Source organism: Microcoleus sp. D3_18_C4, assembly GCF_036702355.1.
Lineage (GTDB): Bacteria > Cyanobacteriota > Cyanobacteriia > Cyanobacteriales > Microcoleaceae > Microcoleus.
In genome coordinates this window covers 26,090-49,003 of sequence record NZ_JAUBTF010000019.1, presented here as the reverse complement: position 1 = coordinate 49,003, position 22,914 = coordinate 26,090, and the positions used below count along the sequence as shown (strand labels likewise).

The window sequence follows — 22,914 nt, the reverse complement described above, 5'->3', positions numbered from 1 at the left end:
CATATATCTACAAATGAGTATTCCTAAATTACCTTATCTTTGAGTTTTGTAAAGTTAATGGCAGTACCCCTTGACTTTTTCGAGGGACTGTGGGATTTAAAGGCGTTATTACATCAAGAATTGAGCGTTTTTTAAGTATTGTTAACAAGCGATTAATACTCCTCTAGCAAGCTTATAATTCATAAAACTCCCTCAAAAGGAGCAGCCGGATCAAGTCTGAATCAAGGAGGCGATCGGCGACTCCAGATAGCGAGAAGAGTTAGCAGTACCCAGTCACATTGTTAGCGACACTGGGAAACTGGCTTCTTCACAGAAGCAAAATGCTTGGGGAGACGATGCAACTGCGTCTAGCTCTGCAAAGAGTAAAGTGCAGTGAAGTGTCGGCTTTTTCGAGAATCCCCCGCCTAATCAAGCGTGGGGAGTGTCCGGTACAGTGTTCAGTTCTCGTTCCTTGTCTTACCGAGAGGAGAGTCTTCATGACCATTAGTCCTCCAGAGCGAGAGGTAAAAGCTAGGGTAGTAGTCGATAAAAATCCGGTTCCAACTTCTTTCGAGAAGTGGTCAAAACCCGGTCATTTTGATCGCACTCTAGCTAAGGGGCCAAAAACCACCACTTGGATTTGGAACCTCCACGCTAACGCTCACGACTTTGACAGTCATACAAGTGACTTAGAAGACGTTTCGCGCAAAATCTTTAGCGCTCACTTCGGCCACTTGGCAGTAATCTTCGTATGGTTGAGTGGCGCATATTTCCACGGCGCTAAATTTTCCAATTACGAAGCTTGGCTGACAAATCCTACAGCCATCAAGCCCAGCGCTCAAGTGGTCTGGCCGATTTTTGGTCAAGAAATTTTAAATGCAGATGTAGGCGGCGGCTTTCACGGGATTCAGATCACCTCTGGTCTATTCCAATTGTGGCGCGCCAACGGCATCACTAACTCATACCAGCTATATTGCACTGCGATCGGCGCCCTGGTAATGGCAGCTTTGATGCTGTTTGCCGGTTGGTTCCACTATCACGTCCGCGCTCCGAAACTGGAATGGTTCCAGAACGTGGAATCGATGATGAACCACCACTTGGCAGTTTTGTTAGGCTGCGGGTGCTTGGGCTTCGCAGGACAACAAATTCACGTTGCTCTGCCGATCAATGCTTGCATGGACGCGATCGATGCAGGTTCACCGCTGACAGTCGGCGGCAAGCTGATCAAAACAGTTGCTGACATCCCTCTGCCGCACGAGTGGATTTTGACACCGGGCTTGATGGCTGACATCTACCCGAGTTTCGCTAAAGGTTTAACCCCCTTCTTCACCCTCAACTGGGGCGCATACACAGACTTCCTGACCTTCAAAGGCGGTCTGAACCCGACCACAGGCGGTTTGTGGCTGACTGATACAGCACACCACCACTTAGCTTTGGCAGTGCTGTTCATCGTTGCTGGTCATATGTACCGCACGAACTGGGGCATCGGCCACAGCATGAAAGAAATCCTAGAGAACCACAAAGGCCCCTTCACTGGTGAAGGTCACAAAGGTCTCTACGAAATCCTGACTAATTCTTGGCACGCGCAACTGTCGATTAACTTGGCACTGATGGGCTCTCTGAGCATCATCGTCGCCCAACACATGTACGCGATGCCTCCGTATCCGTACATCGCGACGGACTACCCGACTCAGTTGTCCATCTTCACCCACCACATGTGGATTGGCGGATTCCTGATTGTTGGAGCAGCCGCTCACGGAGCAATCTTCATGGTTCGGGATTACGATCCCGCTGGAAATGTCAACAACTTGTTGGATCGCGTGATCCGTCATAGAGATGCGATCATTTCCCACCTGAACTGGGTTTGTATATTCTTGGGCTTCCACAGCTTCGGTCTGTACGTTCACAACGACACGATGCGCGCTTTCGGTCGTCCTCAAGATTTGTTCTCGGATACCGGGATTCAGTTGCGTCCGATATTTGCCCAGTGGGTGCAAAACATCCACGCTTTGGCTCCGGGCACAACAGCGCCTAATGCTACGGAAATCGTTAGCCACGCTTTTGGCGGCGGTGCAGTAGTAGTCGCCGGCAAAGTAGCGATGATGCCGATCGAGTTGGGTACGGCGGATTTCATGATCCACCACATCCACGCTTTCACCATTCACGTTACAGTCCTGATTCTTTTGAAAGGCGTGTTGTTTGCACGCAGTTCTCGCTTGGTTCCTGACAAAGGCAACTTGGGCTTCCGGTTCCCTTGCGACGGCCCCGGCCGTGGCGGTACCTGCCAAGTTTCTGGTTGGGATCACGTGTTCCTAGGCTTGTTCTGGATGTACAACTGCATCTCGATCGTGATTTTCCACTTTAGCTGGAAAATGCAGTCGGACGTGTGGGGAACAGTATCGCCAGACGGCACAATTTCTCACATTACCGGTGGCAACTTCGCACAAAGTGCGATCACGATTAACGGCTGGCTGCGGGACTTCCTTTGGGCGCAAGCTTCTCAGGTGATTCAGTCCTACGGTTCGGCACTGTCGGCCTACGGTCTGATGTTCCTAGCTGGACACTTCGTATTCGCCTTCAGCTTGATGTTCCTGTTCAGCGGCCGCGGCTACTGGCAAGAACTGATTGAGTCGATTGTTTGGGCTCACAACAAGCTCAAGGTAGCTCCGTCGATTCAGCCTCGCGCTCTGAGCATTATTCAGGGTCGGGCTGTGGGTGTAGCTCACTACCTCCTAGGAGGAATTGTCACTACGTGGGCATTTTTCCTAGCGCGAATCATTTCGGTAGGGTAAACTACCCCTAGGTTTTGGATTCTCGATTTGGGAGGAATCTCAAATCGAGAATCCAAACTCCGAACCGAATCCCTTCAATTTTGTTCAGGATTCAGGATTAATCAAGGCTTATGGCAACGAAATTTCCAAAATTTAGCCAAGACCTTGCCCAAGACCCGACCACACGGCGGATCTGGTACGGGATTGCCACAGCACACGACTTTGAAAGCCACGATGGCATGACCGAAGAAAATCTTTACCAAAAGATTTTTGCTTCTCACTTCGGCCACCTAGCAATCATTTTCTTGTGGACTTCGGGCAGCCTGTTCCACGTAGCATGGCAAGGTAACTTTGAACAGTGGATTAAAGACCCTCTAAACGTCCGCCCGATCGCTCACGCGATTTGGGACCCGCAATTCGGCGCTCCTGCAGTAGAAGCTTTCACTCAAGGGGGCGCTTCTAACCCGGTGGATATCTCTTACTCCGGTGTCTACCATTGGTGGTTCACCCAAGGGATTCGGACAAACGCCGACCTGTATCAAGGAGCTATCTTCTTGCTACTACTGGCCGCTGTATTCCTGTTCGCAGGTTGGTTGCACCTCCAACCCAAGTACCGCCCCAGCTTGTCTTGGTTCAAAAATGCTGAATCTCGCCTCAACCACCACTTGGCTGGTTTGTTCGGTGTCAGCTCTTTGGCTTGGACTGGTCACATGGTTCACGTTGCTATCCCCGAATCTCGCGGACAGCACGTAGGTTGGGACAACTTCCTGTCTACCCCGCCTCACCCGGCTGGTTTGGCTCCGTTCTTCAGTGGTAACTGGGGCGTATACGCCGAGAATCCAGATGCAGCGAACCATGTCTTCGGTACTTCCGAAGGCGCTGGAACCGCAATTCTGACTTTCTTGGGTGGCTTCCACCCTCAAACAGAATCCCTGTGGCTGACAGACATTGCTCACCACCACTTGGCGATCGCAGTTCTGTTTATCGTTGCCGGTCATATGTACCGGACTAACTTCGGTATCGGTCACAGCATCAAAGAGATGTTGGATTCTAAGGCTGGTTTGGTCGGCGGCAAGAGTGAAGGACAGTTCAACTTGCCTCACCAAGGCTTGTATGAAACCTACAACAACTCGCTGCACTTCCAACTGGCATTTCACCTCGCTGCTTTGGGCGTAATTACCTCCTTGGTAGCACAGCATATGTACGCGATGCCTCCCTACGCTTTTATAGGTAAGGACTTCACGACTCAGGCTGCGCTTTACACCCACCACCAGTACATCGCTGGATTCATCATGGTCGGCGCTTTCGCCCACGGAGCTATCTTCTTGGTGCGGGACTACGATCCTGAAGCAAACAAAGGCAACGTGCTCGATCGCGTGTTGCAGCACAAAGAAGCGATTATCTCTCACTTGAGCTGGGTGTCGCTGTTCTTGGGCTTCCACACTCTCGGCTTGTACGTTCACAATGACGTTGTAGTCGCTTTCGGAACTCCTGAAAAGCAAATCTTGATTGAACCAGTGTTCGCACAGTTCATCCAAGCTGCTCACGGCAAAGCTCTCTACGGCATGGACGTGCTGTTGTCTAACCCCGACAGCATTGCTTCTACCGCTTGGCCCAACTACGGCAACGTATGGCTCCCAGGCTGGTTGGATGCGATTAACAGCGGTACTAATTCTCTGTTCTTGGCGATCGGACCTGGCGATTTCTTGGTTCACCACGCGATCGCACTAGGCTTGCACACCACCACCTTGATCTTGGTCAAGGGCGCTCTGGATGCACGCGGTTCTAAGCTGATGCCGGACAAAAAAGACTTCGGTTATGCTTTCCCTTGCGACGGCCCCGGCCGTGGCGGTACTTGCGACATCTCTGCTTGGGACGCCATGTACCTGTCTGTATTCTGGATGTTGAACACCCTAGCTTGGGTAACGTTCTACTGGCACTGGAAGCACCTGGGCATCTGGCAAGGTAACGTGGCTCAGTTCAATGAGTCTTCTACCTACCTGATGGGCTGGTTCCGCGATTACCTCTGGCTGTATTCTTCTCAGTTGATCAACGGTTACAACCCGTATGGTACTAACAACTTGTCAGTCTGGGCTTGGATGTTCTTATTCGGACACCTTGTTTGGGCAACTGGTTTCATGTTCCTGATCTCTTGGAGAGGTTACTGGCAAGAGTTGATCGAGACTTTGGTTTGGGCTCACGAGCGCACTCCTTTGGCTAACTTGGTTCGCTGGAAAGACAAGCCTGTTGCTTTGTCGATCGTCCAAGGTCGTTTGGTTGGCTTAGTTCACTTTACTGTGGGCAACGTCCTCACTTACGCGGCCTTTGTAATTGCCTCGACAGCCGGGAAATTCGGGTAACTCTGAACTCTGGTTTCTAGGTAATTAAATGAAATCCCCTGCCTTCTGGCGGGGGATTTTTTTTATATGTTGGTTGAGGATGCAGAGTGAAGAATATTTTTTTATAGCGAAGTTACACCAGGAAAAAATAGCCACTATTAACAAATCCTTACTCTCGCTTTTACACATTGCTGCTGCGGATTTCTCAATCACAGCCAACAGCTTTTTCTGCTATGCTGAATTTAGTAGCTCAAAGGATTGAGAAAGCACAAGTTGACGGCGATGCGAAGTCACGATCCGGGAAGCCAAAAGAGATTTTTACCTGCCATGAGTGAAACACCCAAACTCGCTGATCGTGAAGTAATCCAAAAGAGTATGAGAAATATTCTAGGTGTCTGTCAACGGCTTGAGGCTCTAAACTCTCAGTAGAGATGAACTAATGGCTATGGTAGAAGCTGATATTCGCAACAGTCCGATTAATGTTCATCGGCGAGAGAATGCGAAGCGATTGGCTGAGTCTGTTAAGCAGGAATAAAAGTTCAATTTTATGAAACCTGTTCTGAATAAAGGGCAACTGACAACCTGGAAAGACGATCGGGGGTTTGGCTTCATTAAACCGGATGATGGCAGTAAAGAAGTTTTCTTGCATATCAGTGCGCTGAAGGAAGCAAGTCGTCGCCCAAAAGTCGGAGATACGATTTTGTACGATCCAGTTGCTGAAACAGAGGGGAAAGTACGTGCCACTAGAGCATCAACTCAAGGTGTTGCACCTGGACATCAGCCAAAAAAGCAGAAACCACAGAAACGCGGTGTACTCAAAACAGTTTTTGGTATTGGGATTCTGGCTGTCATTGTGCTTTTTACAATCCAGTTGAGTCGTAGTCATTCTTTCTCTCCAATTACATCGATCGCAAAACCAGGATGTACTATCAAAGGCAACATCTCGATCGATACAGGCAATAAGGTTTATCACCTTCCAAGCATGGAAGATTACGAATCAACAGTTATCGATCCAGCTAGGGGTGAGAGATGGTTTTGCACAGAGTCAGAGGCGATCACAAATGGTTGGCGTAAAGCACCGAGGTAGCCACAGCATCTCAACAACCGCGCTGCACCAGAACCTATAGCCGAATGAAGAATCAATGCCAAAAGTTAAGAGAATAGGCGAGTTTAAAATCTGTTGTCTTACTTGATGATGAAATTAATGGCCATCTAGATAATCTGAATAAACCTCTTTCTCATGTTTGCTTCATTGTGAAATTCTTGCACAGTGATTAGCCGTAAAGCTGAACTGTTGACCTGGTTTTTCTCATCCCCTCAAATCTCGCCCTTCACCTGCATCTGATGCACCTTATCAGCCAACTCTTGCAGGCGCTTTTCGTCCAACTCGTCGATCGCCAGCATCCCGACATAGATAATTTCCTTCAGCGTTAGCCGGGTTGCTAGCGCCTTTTTCTGCACAAGTTCCTTAATTATGGGGCTAACCCCAATGGCGGTACTGGCTCTAGTCACAAAGGTAACGGGAGATTAACAACTTTGACTAAATCTTAGCACCTTAAAGCTGAGCTTTTATCTGCGATGCAAAATGCTTAAGCGCGTCTTTACAAGATGAAACACTAGGGTTTATAGTGGAAACGTGGAAAGGCCGATCGACCTTTTCCCCTCAAATCTCGCCATTGACCTGCATCTGATGCACCTTGTCAGCCAATTCTTGGCGGCTTTCCTTATCGAGTGCATCAATTGCCAGCATTCCCAAGTACACGACTTCCTTCTGAGTTAGTCGGGTCGCTTGGGCTTGTTTTTGAATGACTTCCTTAATCACGGAACTGACCGCGATCGCCGTATTAGTTTTTGCCACGAATAATAATCAACGATTAATAACTTTCCTTGATGTTACCATCCTCAATCCAATTAACTACAATAATGTTTGACTAACTACAGTTAATCATGCTATAGTGTAAAAAATACAAAAAAGCGATCGCCCCCGGTCTAGACAACTTAAGGGCGATCGACCTATTCCTCCAAAACCTCAACCAAATCCTCAATCATCACATCAAAAGTCCGAGCTAACTTCCGCAGGCAAGTAAAGTCAACCATTGCCATTTCAGGACGACGAGCATAGCTTCTGACAGTGCTATAAATTACCCCGGAACGATCGGATACTTCCTTAAGCGTCCAGCCCTTCTCCGCCGCTAGTTCCCTAATTTTTAGCCTGACTAAACCCATGCTTGACAGTTGATGCAATTGCGTCGTACAATTTTATATGTAAAGAGCGATCGCCCCCCGGCCTGGAAAACTAAAGGGCGATCGTCTGTAAAACCTAATCTGGACAGATTATTTCTTTCTATCAAAAAGTGCATTTGCCATATCCAGAAGTCTACTAACCATATCCAGAGGTGTACTAGCCATGATATCAGAAACTCCGGCAAAATCGCGAACGATCGCAGAATCGAGAATAATTCACAAATCGCCAATCCTGCATCCGCTGGCGAGATTCGTTACCGAAGAAACAGTTGCAATCCTGTTCAATATCTCAGCAGAGGAGATTTACCGCATAGAATGCTGTCGCTACATGGTTTACGTTCACGCTAAAGGAATCAGCCGCTTTGTTAGCTACGCCGATTTTCCTCCTATTTTACAAGTACAGCCGATCGCACTTCAAGATTTTGGCAGATGGTACAAACGCTGGAAAAGCAAGCAAGCACCAGCATTTTGGACGAAATTCTACACGTACAAGTTCAAAAAAGCTGTTTCAGTTGACAGCTTGCTAGAGTGGGGCCAATTGGTGGCTACTATTAAATCGGTCATTTCTGGGGCCGCGCTGCAACAGCTACGAGATGTCTATGCCCAAGAAAAAGATTTGATGGAGAAATTTTAAAGTGCGATCGCCCCGACGAGCAACTGCGAGAATGGACAAAGGAAAAATTAAAATAAATGGCTAAGTGAGAAAATGGAGGTAGAAAATGGACAATCACCATGCCTAGAAAAATTCGCGAGTTAAAAGCTCAGATTACCCGTGAGGGCTTTATTTATTTGCCAAAACGCGGAAAAGGCAGCCATGAGAGATGGCAGCATCCTTTGATTGGGAAGACATTAACAATTCCAGGCAAAGACGGAGATGATGTGCCACGCTATTTAGAGAAGCAGTTGGCAATATTGTTAGCCGAACTCGACGAGTTAAAGGAGGAAGATTCATGAATCGATACAGTATGATCGTCCAATGGTCTGACGAGGATCAACTTTTCCTCGTGACGATTCCAGAGTTTGCCGAGCGCGTGGTCATGCCCTGTACCCACGGCCAAACCCGCGAAGAAGCCATCCGACATGGCGAAGAAGTGCTCGAAATGTATCTAGAAGCTTGGCAGGAAGAAGGTGAACCCATCCCCGCACCTAGCATTCTTCAAATCGCCTAGAAAACCTCATCTTCGATTCCCAGCCACCATTCCCCCAGATTCATTAAATCTTTGTGAAGGTCAGTAAGTTCTGTCATATACTCTTCAGCAGAAATCTCCGAGCGCCTTTCTTGCAATTTTTTCAGCCGCAGTTGCACCAACAGCCAAGGTTTGGAAATCCCGTCCTTTGCTTCGATATATTTGGCTAGATCTTTGCTGTCCATAGTTATTGGGGAAGGGGCATAGGGTATCGGGCATCGGGCATTGGATATTGGACAATTTTACATTTTAGATTTTAGATCAATTGGTAATTTTAATCTAAAATCGGATGGGGCCTAGTAATCGGTAATCATTAAGCTGTCACGCATTTAAACCACTAACGAGGCTTGTAGGGTGCGTCAAGAGTGAACACTTACGCGAAGGATGCGGGAAACACTTCTGTACTGACGCACCCTACTATCGTCTTTTAAATGCCGAACAGCTTAGGAGTTTTTGCAATAACAAATTCCCGATGCCCGATGCCCCATTCCCAATGCGCGATGACTACCTATAATCCGAAGTCTGAATATTCTTGAGCTTCGCAGCATATTTCATACCGTATTCCGGGCGACAGAAGCGATCAAGCTGAGCCTCAAAGAATGCCCTATTTGCCTTCAAATGCTTCGGATTGGGGTCATCCAAAGGATACAAAAGAGCCGTCCGCAACGCTTGAAACACTGCCGAAGTAACGCAGTACATCGATCGCTGAAAGGTCACTCCAATTTGATTGAGAATATCATCTTCGCCGCGACAGCGCTGTTTGTAGAAATCCATCAAATAAGGCGGCAGGAAATGCAGCATATCTTGTGCTAGCAAAGTCGGCGGAATCCCCGCCGTACCTACCGGGAATTTGTCTGCATACAAAACTCCGTAGTGGAAGTCTTTTTGGTCGTCAGGAACTTCCTTAGCTTGAGCATTGTAAGATTTGGTTCCTCGGAACGGTGAAGTGCGATAAAATACAGCTTCCACGTAAGGTAACGCTGCTTCATAAAGCCAAGTGAAACCCTTAGATTTGGGGATGATTTCGTAGGTTTCGCCGTCGATTTGAACGTGGTGGTAAATCGGGCGTCCGGCGATCGCAAATATGCCATTTACTAGGAAATCCATCGCCTGCGGGACTGTCGTAATTTTCCCTTCGTCGTACAAGTCGGAAACCTCAAAAAACACCGGAGCCATGACTTCCCAGAATAAACCGAGATTGCTGTAATAAGACATTTGGCGGCACTGTTCTAAAAACATTTCGGGAAATGCTTTGTGAAGTGCCAGCATGAACGGGTCTTTTTTGAAGTAAGCTTTAATGGCCCGATCGGCATTAGCCTTATATTCGTCACTGTCCAAATAAGGATCGAATTGATTGGTAGGCACGTACAAGCCCCGGTGCCAAAGCATTGACCTCATGCACTCTTCGGCAAATTCCATGTTAATGCGATCGTGCCACAAATGGTGAAACAGCCGCGGGAGTTTACCAGTTTCACCCTTCTCCATGAACTCCAAGAGTTCCGGGTGAACGCTGCCAGTCCCGCGCCAAATCCGCAAATCTGCACCGTCACCTGCATAGTGATTTTGTAAATCTAAATACTCTTGGGGTAAAAAGTATTTAAAGAAAGGAAGCGGGTGTAAAAATACCCGTTCGGCGATGTAAAGCAAGTCCCGCCAGTAAAAGTCCATCGGCACCGCGTAAGCTTTCCAAATAGCGATGATTTGCATCAGATTTTCCGGCGTATCTGGAATCATCGCACCGCCAGCTTCTAGCCTGTGAATTACTTCGGCAAATTCGTGTTTGGAAGGAGGTAGTTTAGTTGCTGGTTTATTAGGGGTTTGTACCATTGTTTCTTCCTTTGATGGAGTGAATCTAAATATTTTGAATTATTGCAAAAAGCTGCGATTCTTTAACTGGTTTTCCGGCTCTGCTTGGGAACCGATATCCAGGCCGGCGAGCCGGAAAATTGGAGGCAGAGCCTCTGGATCTGCGTTTCCAGGCTCTGCCTGGAAACGAGTAGATGCTTAGTCTGCAGAGGCGGACTTCGTTTGTGTAGACGCGATTTCCATATCCGAGTGCTCTACGGGATAGCTAATAGCAACTTGGGTATTTCTGTCCGCCGGCAGAGTAGCCACGATCGCATTTGTAGTAGATTCGCTCCACTTGAGCAGCCAAGCAGGTTGAATTCCCAACACAAAAATGATGCCCGCCAAAACCAGCGCCGGCATATTTTCAGCAAACGTAACTGGAGGGTAGTAAGCCGTGGCATTGTCCAACTTCCCAAAACAGGTGCGGTTGAGCAGAATCACAAAGTAAACTGCTGTTAAACCCGATGCTAAAATGCAGAGTAAAGTTGGAATTGGAAAGATAGAGAAACTGCCTTGAAACACTAAAAATTCTGCAATAAAACCCACCAAACCCGGAATGCCGGCGCTTGCCATGCCGCCCAAAACTAACAGAGAACTGGCAGTGGGTAAACCCCGCATCGGGTTCATCAAACCGTTGAGTACGTCCAAATCCCGCGTGCCAACTTTGGTTTCGATGATGCCTACCAAATAAAATAGCAAAGCTAAAATTAAGCCGTGGCTTACCATTTGCCCGACTGCACCGATTAATGCCAACTTCGTACCCGCGGCGCAGGCAACGAGGATGTAGCCCATATGCCCGATCGAACTATAGGCTACCATGCGCTTGATGTCTTTTTGGGCGATCGCGCTCAAAGCACCGTACATCACGCTCACCGTCCCAATAATCGCTAAAACGGGAGCTATAATCGACCAAGTTTCGGGAAACATTTGCAAGCCGAACCGTACTAAACCGTAAGTTCCCAACTTCGCCAGAATCCCTCCCAGCAAAATTGCTGTTGCTGGCGAAGCTTCGACGTAAGCATCCGGTAGCCAAGTGTGCAGCGGCACCAAGGGAATTTTAATTCCCAACCCAATTAGCAAAATTGTTAGCAGGATTAACTGCACATTTCTCGGCAATTCTTGAGTGGTAATTGCACTGTAATCGAAATTTAAAGAACCGCTCAGCCAAGCCACACCCAAAAATGCTGCTAGCACTAAAAGTCCCGAAACTGCCGTGTAGATCAAAAACTTCATGGCAGCGTATTCCCGCTGCTTTCCGCCCCAAATCGCAATCAACAGGTAAAAAGGAATTAATTCTACTTCGTAAAACAGTACAAACAGCAGCAAATTTTGAGACATCAAAGCTCCGGCAATACCAGCATTGATTAGCAAAATCAAAGCGTAGTAAAGCTGGGGGCGCTCCATCTTTTCGCCAGTGCCGTAAATGACTAATAGCGTCAGCAAAGCACTTAAAACCAGCAGAGGCAAGGACAAGCCGTCAATGCCCAAGTTGTAGCTCAAACCTAATTGTGGAATCCAAGGTAAATATTCTTGAAATTGCAGTCCCGAATTTGCTGGATCGAATTGAGTCAACAGCCAGATATTCAAAATGAAAATAGCTGCCGCAAAAGCCGAGGCTATTGAACGCAGACGCATCCCATTGATATTTCCGGGCAGGAACCCGACTACCGCAGCGCCCAAGGCGGGCAACCAGAGCAAGGCACTAAGCATAATGTGTGAAGAGTGAAGAGTAATATCAATTCCGGTTGCACCGGAATAATTGTTGACGGTTGACGGTTGACAGTTAACTCGAATTTACTATTCCGATGCTAACTTATTTGATATTAACTCTCAATTTAGCACGCTTTTATGATTTGATAACTTGAGAGTTTAAATGTTACTTTTTCCTCAATTATCAATTCCAAATTGCCTCAAGACTCAACCAAAATATTGACGGCGCCCGTGTCTAAATCGTAATATCCACCCACAACTTTCAGTTTATTCTCCGCAATTAACTGAGAGATAACTGGAGAGGCTTTCAACTTGTTAGCTTGCAGCACAACATTGGCTTTTGAGGCATTTTCTAGCTTGTCGCCTGCTTGGCTTTTCGAGCTTTCTACAGCCGGCTTAATGGCGTCGAGCAAACTGCCAATTTGACCAGGAACTTGAGCCCCTTTGATGGTTGCGTCTACCGCACCGCACCTTTTATGCCCGATTACCACCAGCACTTTTGCTCCCAGTACCAGCGTGCCAAATTCCAGGCTGCCAATTTCTTCTGGGGTAGCAACATTTCCGGCCACGCGACAGACAAATAAATCTCCCAATCCCTGATCGAAAATAATCTCCGAAGGAAAGCGGGAATCTGCACAGCCGAGAATAGCAGCAAAGGGTTTTTGAGATTTGGCAACTTCGACGAGGCGGGGTAAGTCTTGGTTGGGACTTTGGCGTTTTCTTTCAACAAACCGCTTGTTCCCGTCCATTAACTTTTGCAGAGCTCCATCGGGAGTCAAGTCATTTTGAGCAATTGCTGGTTCGGGTGCAGCAAAATCAGCTCCTGCTCCTGCTGCGAGTATCCCTGTACCAATGGCACCTGCGACAAATTTGAGGGAATTGCGTCGGGAAAGATTGAATTCTCTGTGGTTTGAGTTCATTTGTGCTGCCTTCTTTGAACGAGTTGGAAATCTTTGTTCAAGACTTCATGTTTTTAAGATTTTAGATTAAAACTGTCACCTAAAATCTTAAATTTTATATCTATTTACCCGCCTACAATTAGCGACAAGCGAGCTAGCAGCGGCCAGCTTATGAGCAGTCCCAAAACCGCAACTCCGAACAGAATTGTCAAGGCGTAAAACTGAGTTTGACCGTTAACGTTGTATTTGAGGCTTTGCCCGCCGAAAACCGTTGCAAAACCGATTAAATTTACGAATCCGTCAACAATATTGCGATCGACCCAAGAGATAACTTGAGCAACTAGACCTACTGCAAATATCACTGTCACCCGGTAAAGTTTGGCGGTGTAAAAGTCGTAAGCAAAAAAGTCTTGCAGGGCTTGAGAACCGATTCGCACTGGTTTTTCCCATTTCTCGTTCAGGTAAACAAATGCTCCGGCACCGATGCCGATCGTCGTTGACAAAACTAGCAGTCCAGTGGCGGTATAATTCAAACTTGCCCCCGGCAATAAATGCCACGCCGCCAGCAAGTGCGGAACGTGCAAAGTAAAGCCCATTAAAACAGTCATCGGCAAGATAAAAGGCCAGTGAACTTCCGGCGACCGTTCGGTCATTTGCTTTGGTTGGCCGCCAAAAACTAAACCGAAGACGCGCACCAAGCCAAAAGCAGTGACGCCGTTGACAAACAGCACTATTCCTAACAAGAAAGGGTGAGTTTCCGAAAGCCCGGATGTGAAGTCTTCTAAAGCCCAGAAGCAGCCGAAGGGCGGCAGTCCTACTAATCCAGCGCTACCGACAATAAACGATATGGCCGATATTGGCCGCTTTCCCCACAAACCGCCGAGAGAGCGGACATCCTGAGTGATGCTGTTCCAAACCACCGAACCGATGCTCATCACCAGCAAACCCATTGCCAAGCTGTAGGCAAATATCAATGTCAGGGCTGTCTGGGCTTGTCCTGTGCCGACGGCGATAAATACTAAGCCCATGTAAGAGCTGACTATATAGGAAAGCGTGCGCTTGATGTCAATTTGGGCGATCGCAATTAATGAAGCACCAACCGCCGTCGCAGCACCTACAATAATAGTTGTCTTCAGTCCGATCGGCGACAAAGCAATCACTGGCTGCAACTTAATCAAAATCCAAGCACCAGTTTCCACAACTACGGTGTTCCGCAAAATTGTCGCCGGCAGCGGGCCTTCCATCGCCTCATCCAGCCACAGGTGCAAGGGAAACTGAGCGCACTTACCCATGGGCCCGGCAATCAAAGCTAAGCTCAACAGCGTCGCTACAGTAGGGTCAAGCTTTGCAGTCTGAGCCCAAACAGCCAACTCGTCAAAATTCCAAGTTCCAGCCAGCGGCAGAATTGCGACTACTCCCATCAGCAGGAATAAATCTCCCACCCGCTTGGTTAAGAAAGCGTCGCGGGCTCCTGTCACCACCAAAGACTGATTGAACCACAGCCCGACTAGCAGGTAAGTACCCAAAGTCAGAACTTCCAAAATCATGTAGCTGAAGAAGAGAGAATTGCACAGTACCAACCCGCACATCCCCGCTTCAAACAGCCCCATCAAGGAAAACAACCGAGCCCAGCCCCAGTCCATTTCCATGTAACCGAAAGCATAAATCTGCGCCAGCAAGTTCAGTCCGGTAATCAAAACTGTCGCCCCGACGGTGACAGCAGAGATTTCAACGGGAATGGTTAAGTCTAAACCTGCTACATTCAGCCAGGGAATGAACTGGTGTTGCGCTGGTTGGTTCCAGATAGCTGCGAGGGCGATGATGCCGTGTAGGAAAGCGAACAACGTTAATATGGCGTTCACATAACCGGATGGTCTTGGCCCCGTGCGACGGGTAACTGCCGGAAACCACAGTATCGACAGAACTCCACCGATGAGTGGATAGCAAGGTATAAACCAAACCGTCTGGAGTAAGATTTGAGCCATTGGCATTACCTGTAAAGGTTACAAAAATTTAAAATTCTGAGAATAATTACGATCGCGCTGACGACAGCACTGAAAAGCCAGAAGGCAGAATTAGAGGCTATTTTGGCGTCAGTATTCGAGTTACTCGTTGTTTTGAGACTAGGGGGAAAGAATAGACTTATTAATTTTATATTAAGTATTGCGTTAAATTATCATATTTCTGATTCAGCATATTTATCGGTACCGATAAACTCTACTTATACGTATATATAGGGGCGGATTGTGTACAAACGAATATTTGTCGATCGCAAGTGCGATCGAACAATGATTTATTGCTCTAAAATATTAAAGCCGATTAACACCGCTCAATGTCCCAAGCTGATTCTGGAAGTTTGGCTTGGCGCTGCCCCATTGCCCTTGCCCTAACATTCAAAAGACCGATCGGCGTATTGAATAAGTCTACCAGCTCCGAAGAGCCGATCGCACTTTTGGCAGCAGCAACCGGAAATTCCTTGAACAGCCATCTAGCCAGCCGATAAAAATATTCCTGTGTTGTCAATTCTCGCATCAAATCGACACCGTGGAGTTCGTGCAAATATTTATTAGATTCGCCGTACCGATACCATTGACTTTGCAACTGTTTTATTGTAGAACGGTGGCGGTGTCGGACGATCGCATTTTGAGCAAAATGTAATTGATAGGATGTTTCCCGCAAAATCCGCCAACACAAGTCAGCATCGCCGCCACTGGTGAGGTAAGGGCGAAATAATCCTATTTGTTGTAAAACTAGCCTCCGTACAGCTAAGTTGGCGGTTTGACCGTAGGGACAAAAAGAGTGAGCGAGAGTATGTTTTTGAGATAAAGTATTTTGGCGCTCGGCGTGTTGTTCTAAGATAGTTTTACCGGGCAATGCGAGTATTTCCCCAGCGCTAATTCCTATTTCTAAGTCAACGAATGGCTTAACTAAATTTTCCAGCCAGTCAGATTCCGGGCGACAGTCTGCATCGGTAAATGCAATGATTTCGCCTGTGGATGCGCGAATTCCTTGATTGCGGGCGGCGTAGGAACTTTGAATCTGATTTTCACTGAGGTGGCGAATGATTATTTGATTGAAATTGCTTCCTCCCCTGACCAAGGGGGGGACTGAGGGGGGGTTAGAGGCTGCTGTTTGCAGGATTGCTGAAGTGCGATCGCAACTGTTGTTGTCTACTAAAAGATATTCTACTCTGTGTGGCGGATAAGTTTGCGATCGCAGGCACTCAATTAAATCCGGCACATCCCCCTCGCCGTTGTAAACAGGCACAACCACCGAAACCTCCGGTAAAAACGTTTTAGTCATTCACAAACAACCGTAAACGATAGCATAACTAATATTGAGTAAGATTAAACGAACCGCGAAGGCGCTAAGGAAGATAAATAAGCAAATGTAGTTCTTCCTTTGTCCTAGAACCCTCTTCGCGGTTATTCAAATAATTAAAAAGTGTTACTAAGTTCCATTGCATTAACTGAGGATATCAATTCTCAAAATTATAACTTCCGAGCCTTAAACAGGCAAGATGCCTGTTCCACAACTGCATTCAGTTCTTGTGGAACAGGCATCTTGCCTGTTTCTTTGAAATAGTAGAAAATATCTCTTACATCCCCTGTGCAATCCGTCACGCAATCTCTTCTCAAATGTTGCTAGTTAACATCAGAATCATTAACACTAACGCCCCGTTAGTTAAATAAAAAATGCCAACAACCTGAGTTTCCAACCAGCCGCACAACTCTAGATGATGGTGCAGTGGAGCCATTCTTAACAGACGCTTGCCGATGCCATCAGGCCCTTTTGTAGCTTTGTAATAACCTACTTGAGCAATTACTGACAGCGTTTCTACAAAGAAAATCCCGCTGATAATTAATAATATCCAAAGGCTATTTGTTAATAAAGCTACCGCACCCAACGCACCGCCCAAAGCTAAAGCACCTGTATCGCCCATAAACACCTTGGCTGGATTGCGGTTGTGTGCTAAGAAACCGAAACAACTGCCGCTGATGCAAGCGCAAAAAATCATTAATTCTGGCGAAGTTGAGGCTACAGATGCACCTAGTCCCAAAAGTGCGATCGCGCCCAAACCGCCCATCAATCCGTCAACACCATCAGTAAGATTAGTAGCATTGCTTTCAGCAACTAGCACAAAACCCGCCAGCGGCCAGAACAGAAAACCTAATGGCAATACCCAACCGAAAGGCAAAGCAACATTCGTAGAAATTGCAGGTTGATGAAACATCAGCCACAGACAAAATAGAGCAGCAAAACTTATTTGCAAAGCCAATTTCATCCGAGGTGAAATACCTTTGTTTGACTTACGTCGCAGAATTTGCCAGTCATCAATCCAGCCAATGAAACCGTAAGCTAAAGTTAAAGCCGATACGGCAACAACATCTGAGTTAAACTTAGACCAAAGTAAAGCGACTGCTACCCCCGCAGGTATAAAAAAGATGCCTCCCATTGTCGGCGTTCCCGCTTTTTTCAAATGGGCTTGGGGGCCGTCTTCGCGAATTATTTGTCCTGCTTTTAGTTGCTGGAGTACGGGTACAACTGCATAGCCCAACCCCGACGCAACTAAAGCACAAACAACTAGCGGCATAAATAGCGATGCAGGTAAATTCAAAAATCTATCCGCTACTACATCTAAACCGATCGCTAAAATGCCGAGCCCCAAACCCAGCAGCAGGAATAAATTCTTGCCTGTAAGTTTGAAAGGCAGACTAAAAGGGATTTTCTCATCCAAAAAGTTATCCATAACACTCCTCACCACACACTATTTGAGAATAAGCAATTGACAATGGGGGAATAGGGTGCGATACAGGAGATTGAGAAATCTCTTAGTTTTTCTTCCCTGTTTCCGGTTGATTTCTTCACCCTTCTACCCGTTATTCTTCGCCTACACTCACATCCTCTTCTACTTCCTCTTCTAAATCATCGTAAGGACTGTCGTCAACTGCCATAAGTTCAGAAATTTCTTCTTCGTGCAGATAGTCGGGTTCTTGGACATCCCTTGCTAACAGGCGATTGTTAGATTCCAACCAGTCTAAAAGAGAAGATTGCTGTTTTAATGGAATTACATCCGCAGGTAAGTGGCGAGGAATTTGACGCAGAGATGGGTTGTACATGATTATCGGTTTTTAAAGACAAAGACGCGATCGAGTGAGGTAACGTTTTGCCGACGAACTACTAATTTGATCAAGCACTTGCAAATCGGGCATTTAGCAAGGCTAAAGCATTATACCACAGGCACTGTTTGGTTCCGGATCGGATAAGATGGGAGACCCTAAAGGCGATCGCCCCCAAGCATGGGCATGAGGATAACACTAAAATCCGCTCTTGCCAATCCTTCTTTAGCCGTAAGCATTGTAATCTGAGACGATCGTCTTTAAGATATCGCGGGACAGGCGGCGATCCTATTGTGCAAGCTTCCCTAACGGCAAGGGGTTGATTCACAACAGTCTCCTGGATTTTCATCAAAGCCTGAGCCCGAATGCCCTCTGGCTTTTTCAGTCAACTCTCAAGCAATAAATCTCAGAATGGATACAACGGCAGCGGTTTTATACAACAAAGAGGGCTACCACACCGGAGGCAAAAAACTTCTGGGGCGTCATTCAGCCGGAGAAGGGTTTCTCAAAAGCTTAGTCCAACACGGAACCGCTGACTCTCTCTACTGTTGCGCCGATAGCGAAACAACCTTTAAAGAGTTTTGTTCGCACATCCAACCTTGGCTGCAAAAACCTCGGAAAGTTCGTTGGATTCCGATGGAACGACCGGATTTGCTATCTCAACCGGGCACAATTTACCGACCCGATCCGGTTCTGTCGCAGATGGTTTGGGCGCGCAGATTTGTCGATCAGCGGGCCTACAGCGTTTGCGGCGTTACTCACACGATCGGTACACAATACATCATGGAGGCGATCGGCGATTTGATCACCGCACCCATGCAGCCTTGGGACGCCCTGATCTGCACCTCTGCCGCCGTGAAAACAGCAGTAGAAGGAGTTATGACGGAGTGGTCTGAATATTTAGCCCAGCGGAACGGCGGTAAACCGGAAATTTTAGTCAAATTGCCGGTTATTCCCCTCGGAGTGGATTGCAGCGCGTTTCCGCAGGGTATGGAAGCAGTTAATAGTCGTCGCCAACTGCGACAAGAACTCGGCATTTCTCCCGACGATATTGTTGTGTTATTTGTCGGTCGATTGATTTTTTCTGCAAAAGCTCATCCGGTACCCATGTACATCGCCCTAGAACGGGCCGCACAACAGACAAAAGCCAAAATCCACTTAATTCAAGCCGGTTGGATAGAAGATCCGAGAGAAGAACCCGACTTTAAAAATAGCGCGCCAATATTTTGTCCCTCGGTGAATGCTATTTTTTTAGATGGGAGACAGCCGGAAATCAGAAGAAATATTTGGTCGGCGGCAGACATTTTCATTTCGCTGTCCGACAACATTCAAGAATCCTTCGGACTGACACCAATAGAAGCCATGGCGAACGGACTGCCGGCCATAGTCTCCGATTGGAACGGATACAAAGAATCTGTACGCCACGAAATAGACGGATTCCGCATTCCCACACTCATCCCGCCCCCGGAATCTTGTTTAGATTTAGCCCTAAATTATCTCGACGGCAGCTTAAATTGGCCGACTTACATGGGTCACACTTCCCTCGCCACAGCAGTTGACATTGATGCTTGCACCCTGGCGTTGTGTCAATTAATTGAAAACCCCGAATTGAGAAAGCGGATGGGGGAAAATGCGAGACAAAGGGCGAGGGAAATTTATGATTGGAAAGTAGTAATTGCTGCTTACGAACAATTGTGGCGGGAATTAGCAGAAATTCGCTTTGTGGCACCGGAGTCAGCATCTTTAAAAGCTGGGAAGCCGCCTTATCCCCTAGGCGACGATCCGTTTCGCGTATTGGATAATTATGCGACTAGAAGTTTAAGCAATGAGATGATGCTGAGTCTGGGTGCGATCGCCACACCACAACTTTTAAAGCAGGTACAGACAATTAGGTTTACCAGTTTTGGTGAGGATAGGAGAATATCTGTTAACATTCAGATGGAGATATTGGATAAAATTAAGCAGGAAGGTGCGATCGGCGTGGGGGAACTTATCCGACGCTACGTTAAAAACGAGCAAGAATTAGCCTACTTGTATCGGACTCTGCTTTATTTGGTGAAATTTGATATCTTAGTTATTAGTTGTTAATACTCTGCGGACTCGGCGATTAAAATCGCTACTACACAAAATTTCCTCCCTCTCGCTTGAGACAGAAGAAAAGAGCGGTCTGACTTTTGCCTCACCTTCGATAATTAATCCGTGTATTCGTGTCAAAATCCGTGTCGTGCCTTCCTTCTTAAAAAATCATGCTTAGAAAATCTGCACTATTAGAGATAATTGCTGGTAAGAATCGAGGTTTGCTGGCTACGGCTAGCGACAAACAAGCGATTTTAAGTGCGATCGCCCAATTGGAAGATTACAACCCCACAACACGCCCTGTCGAAGCCGCAGAGCTTTTAAATGGTGATTGGCGGTTATTGTACACCACCAGCCGTGAACTGCTGAATCTTGACAGTTTTCCCTTGGTGAAATTGGGTCAAATTTATCAATCTATCCGCGTCAAAGAATCTAAAATTTACAACATTGGCGAACTTTACGGCTTGCCTTATTTGGAAGGAATTGTCAGTGTAGCGGCAAGATTTGAGCCAACTTCGGAACGGCGAGTGCAGGTGAAGTTTGAGCGGTCAATTTTGGGTTTAAGCAGGTTGATTGGCTATGAATATCCGGGGAAGTTTATCGATGAGATTGAGTCGGGGAAAAAGTTCGCTGCTGTAGATTTCGGGCTGGATACTCGCGAACAGCAGGGATGGCTAGATATCACTTATTTGGATAAAGATTTGCGGATTGGACGGGGGAATAAAGACAGTGTTTTTGTCTTGACAAAAGAGTGATTTTGTGATGTGTGATTAAGTGCGATCGCCCCTTAACTCATTCTCAATTTATCTTTCTTTCATCCGCGTTTATCCGCGTTCATCTGCGGTTAAAAATCAAAAATATATCACTTATGCCAACAATTCAACACTTACTAAAACCCTCAAATCCATAGCCGATAAAAGCTTCAGATAGGATAACCGTTAAAACTTAGCGTTAAGAATTGACAATTGACAATTCTTGTGATATGTACTTGAATTTTAGTGGAAAAGGCGTTAGTACATTCCCGCCAAGAAACTTACTAACGCCTTTTGTGTACTCCTTACGAATACAACACGATTATGCCACAAAACGTTTATCAACAGGGATTCACAGCGAATCCTGGGGCGATCGCGTACCAAAAACGCCTTTACCCTTGGGCGATCGCCAAACTCATGCCCAGTATGCAGCGGGCGATTGTGGGGCGATTTCGCAGTCGATCGGATACTGACGGACACTTGCTGTGTCATCGATCGCACTTGGGGAAGCAAAGGGCGATCGCACTTTGGGATTTGGGATGAGAGAGGCAGGCGATCGCAATTTACTAAAACAAACTTTTCTACGCTTTAGTTCCAGTATCACCAAGATAGATTTGCTTAGAACCCTTGGGAATGTAAATCCAGCGAAGGTCTTGCAGACGATTTATCAGATTGGATATTGTTACGCCAAGTTCATCTCGCATTGCATAAAGGTGTTTCCACTTTGTTAGATCGCGTCCTCTTCGTACTTCTTCTAGCTTAAAGCTGGGCATCAGCAAACAACCAGCAAAATACTGTGCTTGCCATTCTATCCCTTGCTGACTGCTAATACTGCGACATAAAAATGGCTCTACGGCGATCTCAACACCACGCTTTTGCTCTTCTTCTATACAAGAAACTGCATTTTGATCTATGTGAAGCTCCCAATGTCCAATTTCGTGAGCTATTGAAGATTCTTCAAACCCTTTAGGCAGTTCCAGACTCTTTTCGTTCATTATAATTTTACGTTCAGTAGGTAGAATCATGGCAGCAATCGCCCCTTTTTCATCAGGATCTATGTAGCCACAATCCATATCCAACCCTAAAGCTTCAGCAACATGACCAGCATCAATAGGCCATTTTAGAGGACGCTTGCGCTTTTGATTGACGCGCGTAATAACATCCATCGCACGAAGCTCAATTTCCTCTTTTGATAATTTTTGATACTGGTTGATTACTTTCAACTCTTCCTCTCCTCACCTTCTAATTGTGTGGTTTCGCGCAGTAATTGTTGTGCAAATTCTGGCTCATCCCGCATCCGGCGCAGCAACGCAGGCATTTGCCTGTACTTTTTGACCAGATCCTCAAAAACTTTGGCATCATCTGGTGTAATCCTACCTGCTAGGCGTTTGAGGTCATCTGTACGATCGGTCAAATCCAAATGACGCCCTAACGCCTCAATGACATCCTCGCTGGGAGGATACCCAGCGTGGTCGTTTTCCAGTTTGGATAGGTAGGTATAATCCACACCGATCAACTTTGCCAGTTCGCGCTGGCTATATTCCTTGTCCTTACGGGCTTGACGAATCAGCTTGCCAAACGTCTCGCTCACGGCTGTAGTCCCTTATCATGGAAAAATTGTAATCTATCTTGACTTTATCTTCAACAGGGTCTAAAGTATGTATGTTGGCTAAATTGGTCAACATGAACAACATAAACACTATAATAGATCGAGACAGACCTTTTTGGAGCCACAGCATGAAAAAACAACCCTTCAATCCCGACCAACTGTGCTTCTCTATCGGCAGACCCCTGCCAGTTTTGCTTGAGGAAGTTCAACGGACAAGTCGGAATCCAAATCTGAGGAAAGCCGCCAAACAAATGCTGGAAGGCTTGCGTACCTTTGAATTGGCGAACCAAACTGAGGTTTCCAAATCCGTCAAAGCAAAAACCGCCATCCACGAAATTTTAACCAAATGAACCAATAACAGCCCTCTAAAATAGAGGGCT

General features: G+C 46.8%; 23 protein-coding genes. 10 read left to right on the top strand and 13 right to left on the bottom strand.

Annotated elements, in window-relative coordinates; genetic code table 11:
- Nucleotides 1-476: 476 nt before the first annotated feature.
- From psaA to QUA90_RS12140, 3 genes are all read left to right on the top strand, one after another.
- Nucleotides 477-2,771: a photosystem I core protein PsaA gene (gene psaA, locus QUA90_RS12150; protein WP_333322590.1), complete on the top strand. Its 2,295-nt coding sequence runs from the start codon at nt 477-479 to the stop codon at nt 2,769-2,771.
- A 110-nt stretch (nt 2,772-2,881) separates the two neighbouring features.
- Nucleotides 2,882-5,110: a photosystem I core protein PsaB gene (gene psaB, locus QUA90_RS12145; protein ID WP_333057331.1), complete on the top strand. Its 2,229-nt coding sequence runs from the start codon at nt 2,882-2,884 to the stop codon at nt 5,108-5,110.
- Between the two features lie 526 nt (nt 5,111-5,636).
- Complete coding sequence (locus QUA90_RS12140; RefSeq protein ID WP_333445680.1) at nt 5,637-6,176, top strand: cold shock domain-containing protein; 540 nt, start codon at nt 5,637-5,639, stop codon at nt 6,174-6,176.
- 230 nt (nt 6,177-6,406) lie between these two features.
- Here QUA90_RS12140 and QUA90_RS12135 read toward each other — a convergent pair whose 3' ends face one another.
- The 3 genes from QUA90_RS12135 to QUA90_RS12125 all read right to left on the bottom strand — a co-directional run bounded on the left by QUA90_RS12135 (nt 6,407) and on the right by QUA90_RS12125 (nt 7,315).
- Complete coding sequence (locus QUA90_RS12135; RefSeq protein ID WP_333055355.1) at nt 6,407-6,601, bottom strand: hypothetical protein; 195 nt, start codon at nt 6,599-6,601, stop codon at nt 6,407-6,409.
- Nucleotides 6,602-6,752: 151 nt separating this feature from the next.
- Entirely contained in the window at nt 6,753-6,947 is a 195-nt protein-coding gene (locus QUA90_RS12130) for a hypothetical protein (RefSeq protein WP_236506337.1), read from the bottom strand.
- Nucleotides 6,948-7,102: 155 nt separating this feature from the next.
- On the bottom strand, nt 7,103-7,315 hold the full coding sequence (locus QUA90_RS12125; RefSeq protein WP_006631307.1) for a helix-turn-helix domain-containing protein: 213 nt from the start codon (nt 7,313-7,315) through the stop codon (nt 7,103-7,105).
- Nucleotides 7,316-7,496: 181 nt separating this feature from the next.
- On the opposite strand from QUA90_RS12125, the gene QUA90_RS12120 reads away from it, so the two are divergent.
- The 3 genes from QUA90_RS12120 to QUA90_RS12110 all read left to right on the top strand — a co-directional run bounded on the left by QUA90_RS12120 (nt 7,497) and on the right by QUA90_RS12110 (nt 8,502).
- The gene (locus QUA90_RS12120) at nt 7,497-7,967 is read left to right on the top strand and encodes a hypothetical protein (RefSeq protein ID WP_333445678.1); all 471 of its coding nucleotides are present in this window, start codon (nt 7,497-7,499) and stop codon (nt 7,965-7,967) included.
- A 98-nt stretch (nt 7,968-8,065) separates the two neighbouring features.
- Nucleotides 8,066-8,287 carry a type II toxin-antitoxin system HicA family toxin gene (locus tag QUA90_RS12115; protein ID WP_333078501.1) on the top strand — a complete coding sequence of 74 codons (222 nt, stop codon included), beginning with the start codon at nt 8,066-8,068 and terminating at the stop codon, nt 8,285-8,287.
- Entirely contained in the window at nt 8,284-8,502 is a 219-nt protein-coding gene (locus tag QUA90_RS12110) for a type II toxin-antitoxin system HicB family antitoxin (protein ID WP_333078499.1), read from the top strand. Before QUA90_RS12115 ends, QUA90_RS12110 begins: the two co-directional genes overlap by 4 nt.
- Here QUA90_RS12110 and QUA90_RS12105 read toward each other — a convergent pair.
- The 8 genes from QUA90_RS12105 to QUA90_RS12070 form a co-directional block, all read right to left on the bottom strand.
- Nucleotides 8,499-8,705, bottom strand: coding sequence for a hypothetical protein (locus tag QUA90_RS12105; RefSeq protein ID WP_172190588.1), 207 nt, complete (start codon nt 8,703-8,705; stop codon nt 8,499-8,501). The genes QUA90_RS12110 and QUA90_RS12105 overlap by 4 nt on opposite strands.
- A gap of 319 nt (nt 8,706-9,024) precedes the next feature.
- Entirely contained in the window at nt 9,025-10,347 is a 1,323-nt protein-coding gene (locus QUA90_RS12100; RefSeq protein WP_333327492.1) for a CO2 hydration protein, read from the bottom strand.
- A 177-nt stretch (nt 10,348-10,524) separates the two neighbouring features.
- Nucleotides 10,525-12,078 (bottom strand): NADH-quinone oxidoreductase subunit M, encoded by a 1,554-nt coding sequence (locus QUA90_RS12095; RefSeq protein ID WP_333327489.1) that lies wholly within the window; start codon nt 12,076-12,078, stop codon nt 10,525-10,527.
- Nucleotides 12,079-12,278: 200 nt separating this feature from the next.
- Entirely contained in the window at nt 12,279-12,998 is a 720-nt protein-coding gene (locus tag QUA90_RS12090) for a carbonic anhydrase (protein WP_333327486.1), read from the bottom strand.
- 104 nt (nt 12,999-13,102) lie between these two features.
- A complete protein-coding gene (locus QUA90_RS12085; RefSeq protein ID WP_333445676.1) occupies nt 13,103-14,962 on the bottom strand; it encodes an NAD(P)H-quinone oxidoreductase subunit F in 1,860 nt (619 codons plus the stop codon).
- 334 nt (nt 14,963-15,296) lie between these two features.
- Nucleotides 15,297-16,280 carry a glycosyltransferase gene (locus tag QUA90_RS12080; RefSeq protein ID WP_333327480.1) on the bottom strand — a complete coding sequence of 328 codons (984 nt, stop codon included), beginning with the start codon at nt 16,278-16,280 and terminating at the stop codon, nt 15,297-15,299.
- Nucleotides 16,281-16,611: 331 nt separating this feature from the next.
- Nucleotides 16,612-17,727, bottom strand: coding sequence for a phospho-N-acetylmuramoyl-pentapeptide-transferase (gene mraY, locus QUA90_RS12075; protein WP_333327478.1), 1,116 nt, complete (start codon nt 17,725-17,727; stop codon nt 16,612-16,614).
- Between the two features lie 130 nt (nt 17,728-17,857).
- Nucleotides 17,858-18,097, bottom strand: a complete 240-nt coding sequence (locus tag QUA90_RS12070) for a DUF3134 domain-containing protein (RefSeq protein ID WP_006631296.1) — start codon at nt 18,095-18,097, stop codon at nt 17,858-17,860.
- A 411-nt stretch (nt 18,098-18,508) separates the two neighbouring features.
- Between QUA90_RS12070 and QUA90_RS12065 the strand changes: the two genes are divergently transcribed.
- The 3 genes from QUA90_RS12065 to QUA90_RS12055 all read left to right on the top strand — a co-directional run bounded on the left by QUA90_RS12065 (nt 18,509) and on the right by QUA90_RS12055 (nt 21,468).
- Nucleotides 18,509-20,185 (top strand): glycosyltransferase family 4 protein, encoded by a 1,677-nt coding sequence (locus QUA90_RS12065; RefSeq protein WP_333445674.1) that lies wholly within the window; start codon nt 18,509-18,511, stop codon nt 20,183-20,185.
- A 158-nt stretch (nt 20,186-20,343) separates the two neighbouring features.
- Nucleotides 20,344-20,928 (top strand): PAP/fibrillin family protein, encoded by a 585-nt coding sequence (locus QUA90_RS12060; protein WP_333445673.1) that lies wholly within the window; start codon nt 20,344-20,346, stop codon nt 20,926-20,928.
- 321 nt (nt 20,929-21,249) lie between these two features.
- Nucleotides 21,250-21,468 (top strand): hypothetical protein, encoded by a 219-nt coding sequence (locus QUA90_RS12055; protein WP_333445671.1) that lies wholly within the window; start codon nt 21,250-21,252, stop codon nt 21,466-21,468.
- Between the two features lie 38 nt (nt 21,469-21,506).
- Here the strand turns inward: QUA90_RS12055 and QUA90_RS12050 are convergent, their stop codons facing one another.
- Together QUA90_RS12050 and QUA90_RS12045 are read right to left on the bottom strand one after the other, a co-directional pair.
- Nucleotides 21,507-22,148 (bottom strand): ImmA/IrrE family metallo-endopeptidase, encoded by a 642-nt coding sequence (locus QUA90_RS12050; protein WP_333445669.1) that lies wholly within the window; start codon nt 22,146-22,148, stop codon nt 21,507-21,509.
- A complete protein-coding gene (locus QUA90_RS12045; protein WP_333445667.1) occupies nt 22,145-22,516 on the bottom strand; it encodes a helix-turn-helix transcriptional regulator in 372 nt (123 codons plus the stop codon). The genes QUA90_RS12050 and QUA90_RS12045 overlap by 4 nt, the downstream gene beginning before the upstream one ends.
- A gap of 146 nt (nt 22,517-22,662) precedes the next feature.
- On the opposite strand from QUA90_RS12045, the gene QUA90_RS12040 reads away from it, so the two are divergent.
- Nucleotides 22,663-22,884 (top strand): hypothetical protein, encoded by a 222-nt coding sequence (locus tag QUA90_RS12040; protein ID WP_333037034.1) that lies wholly within the window; start codon nt 22,663-22,665, stop codon nt 22,882-22,884.
- The last annotated feature ends 30 nt before the right edge of the window (nt 22,885-22,914 follow it).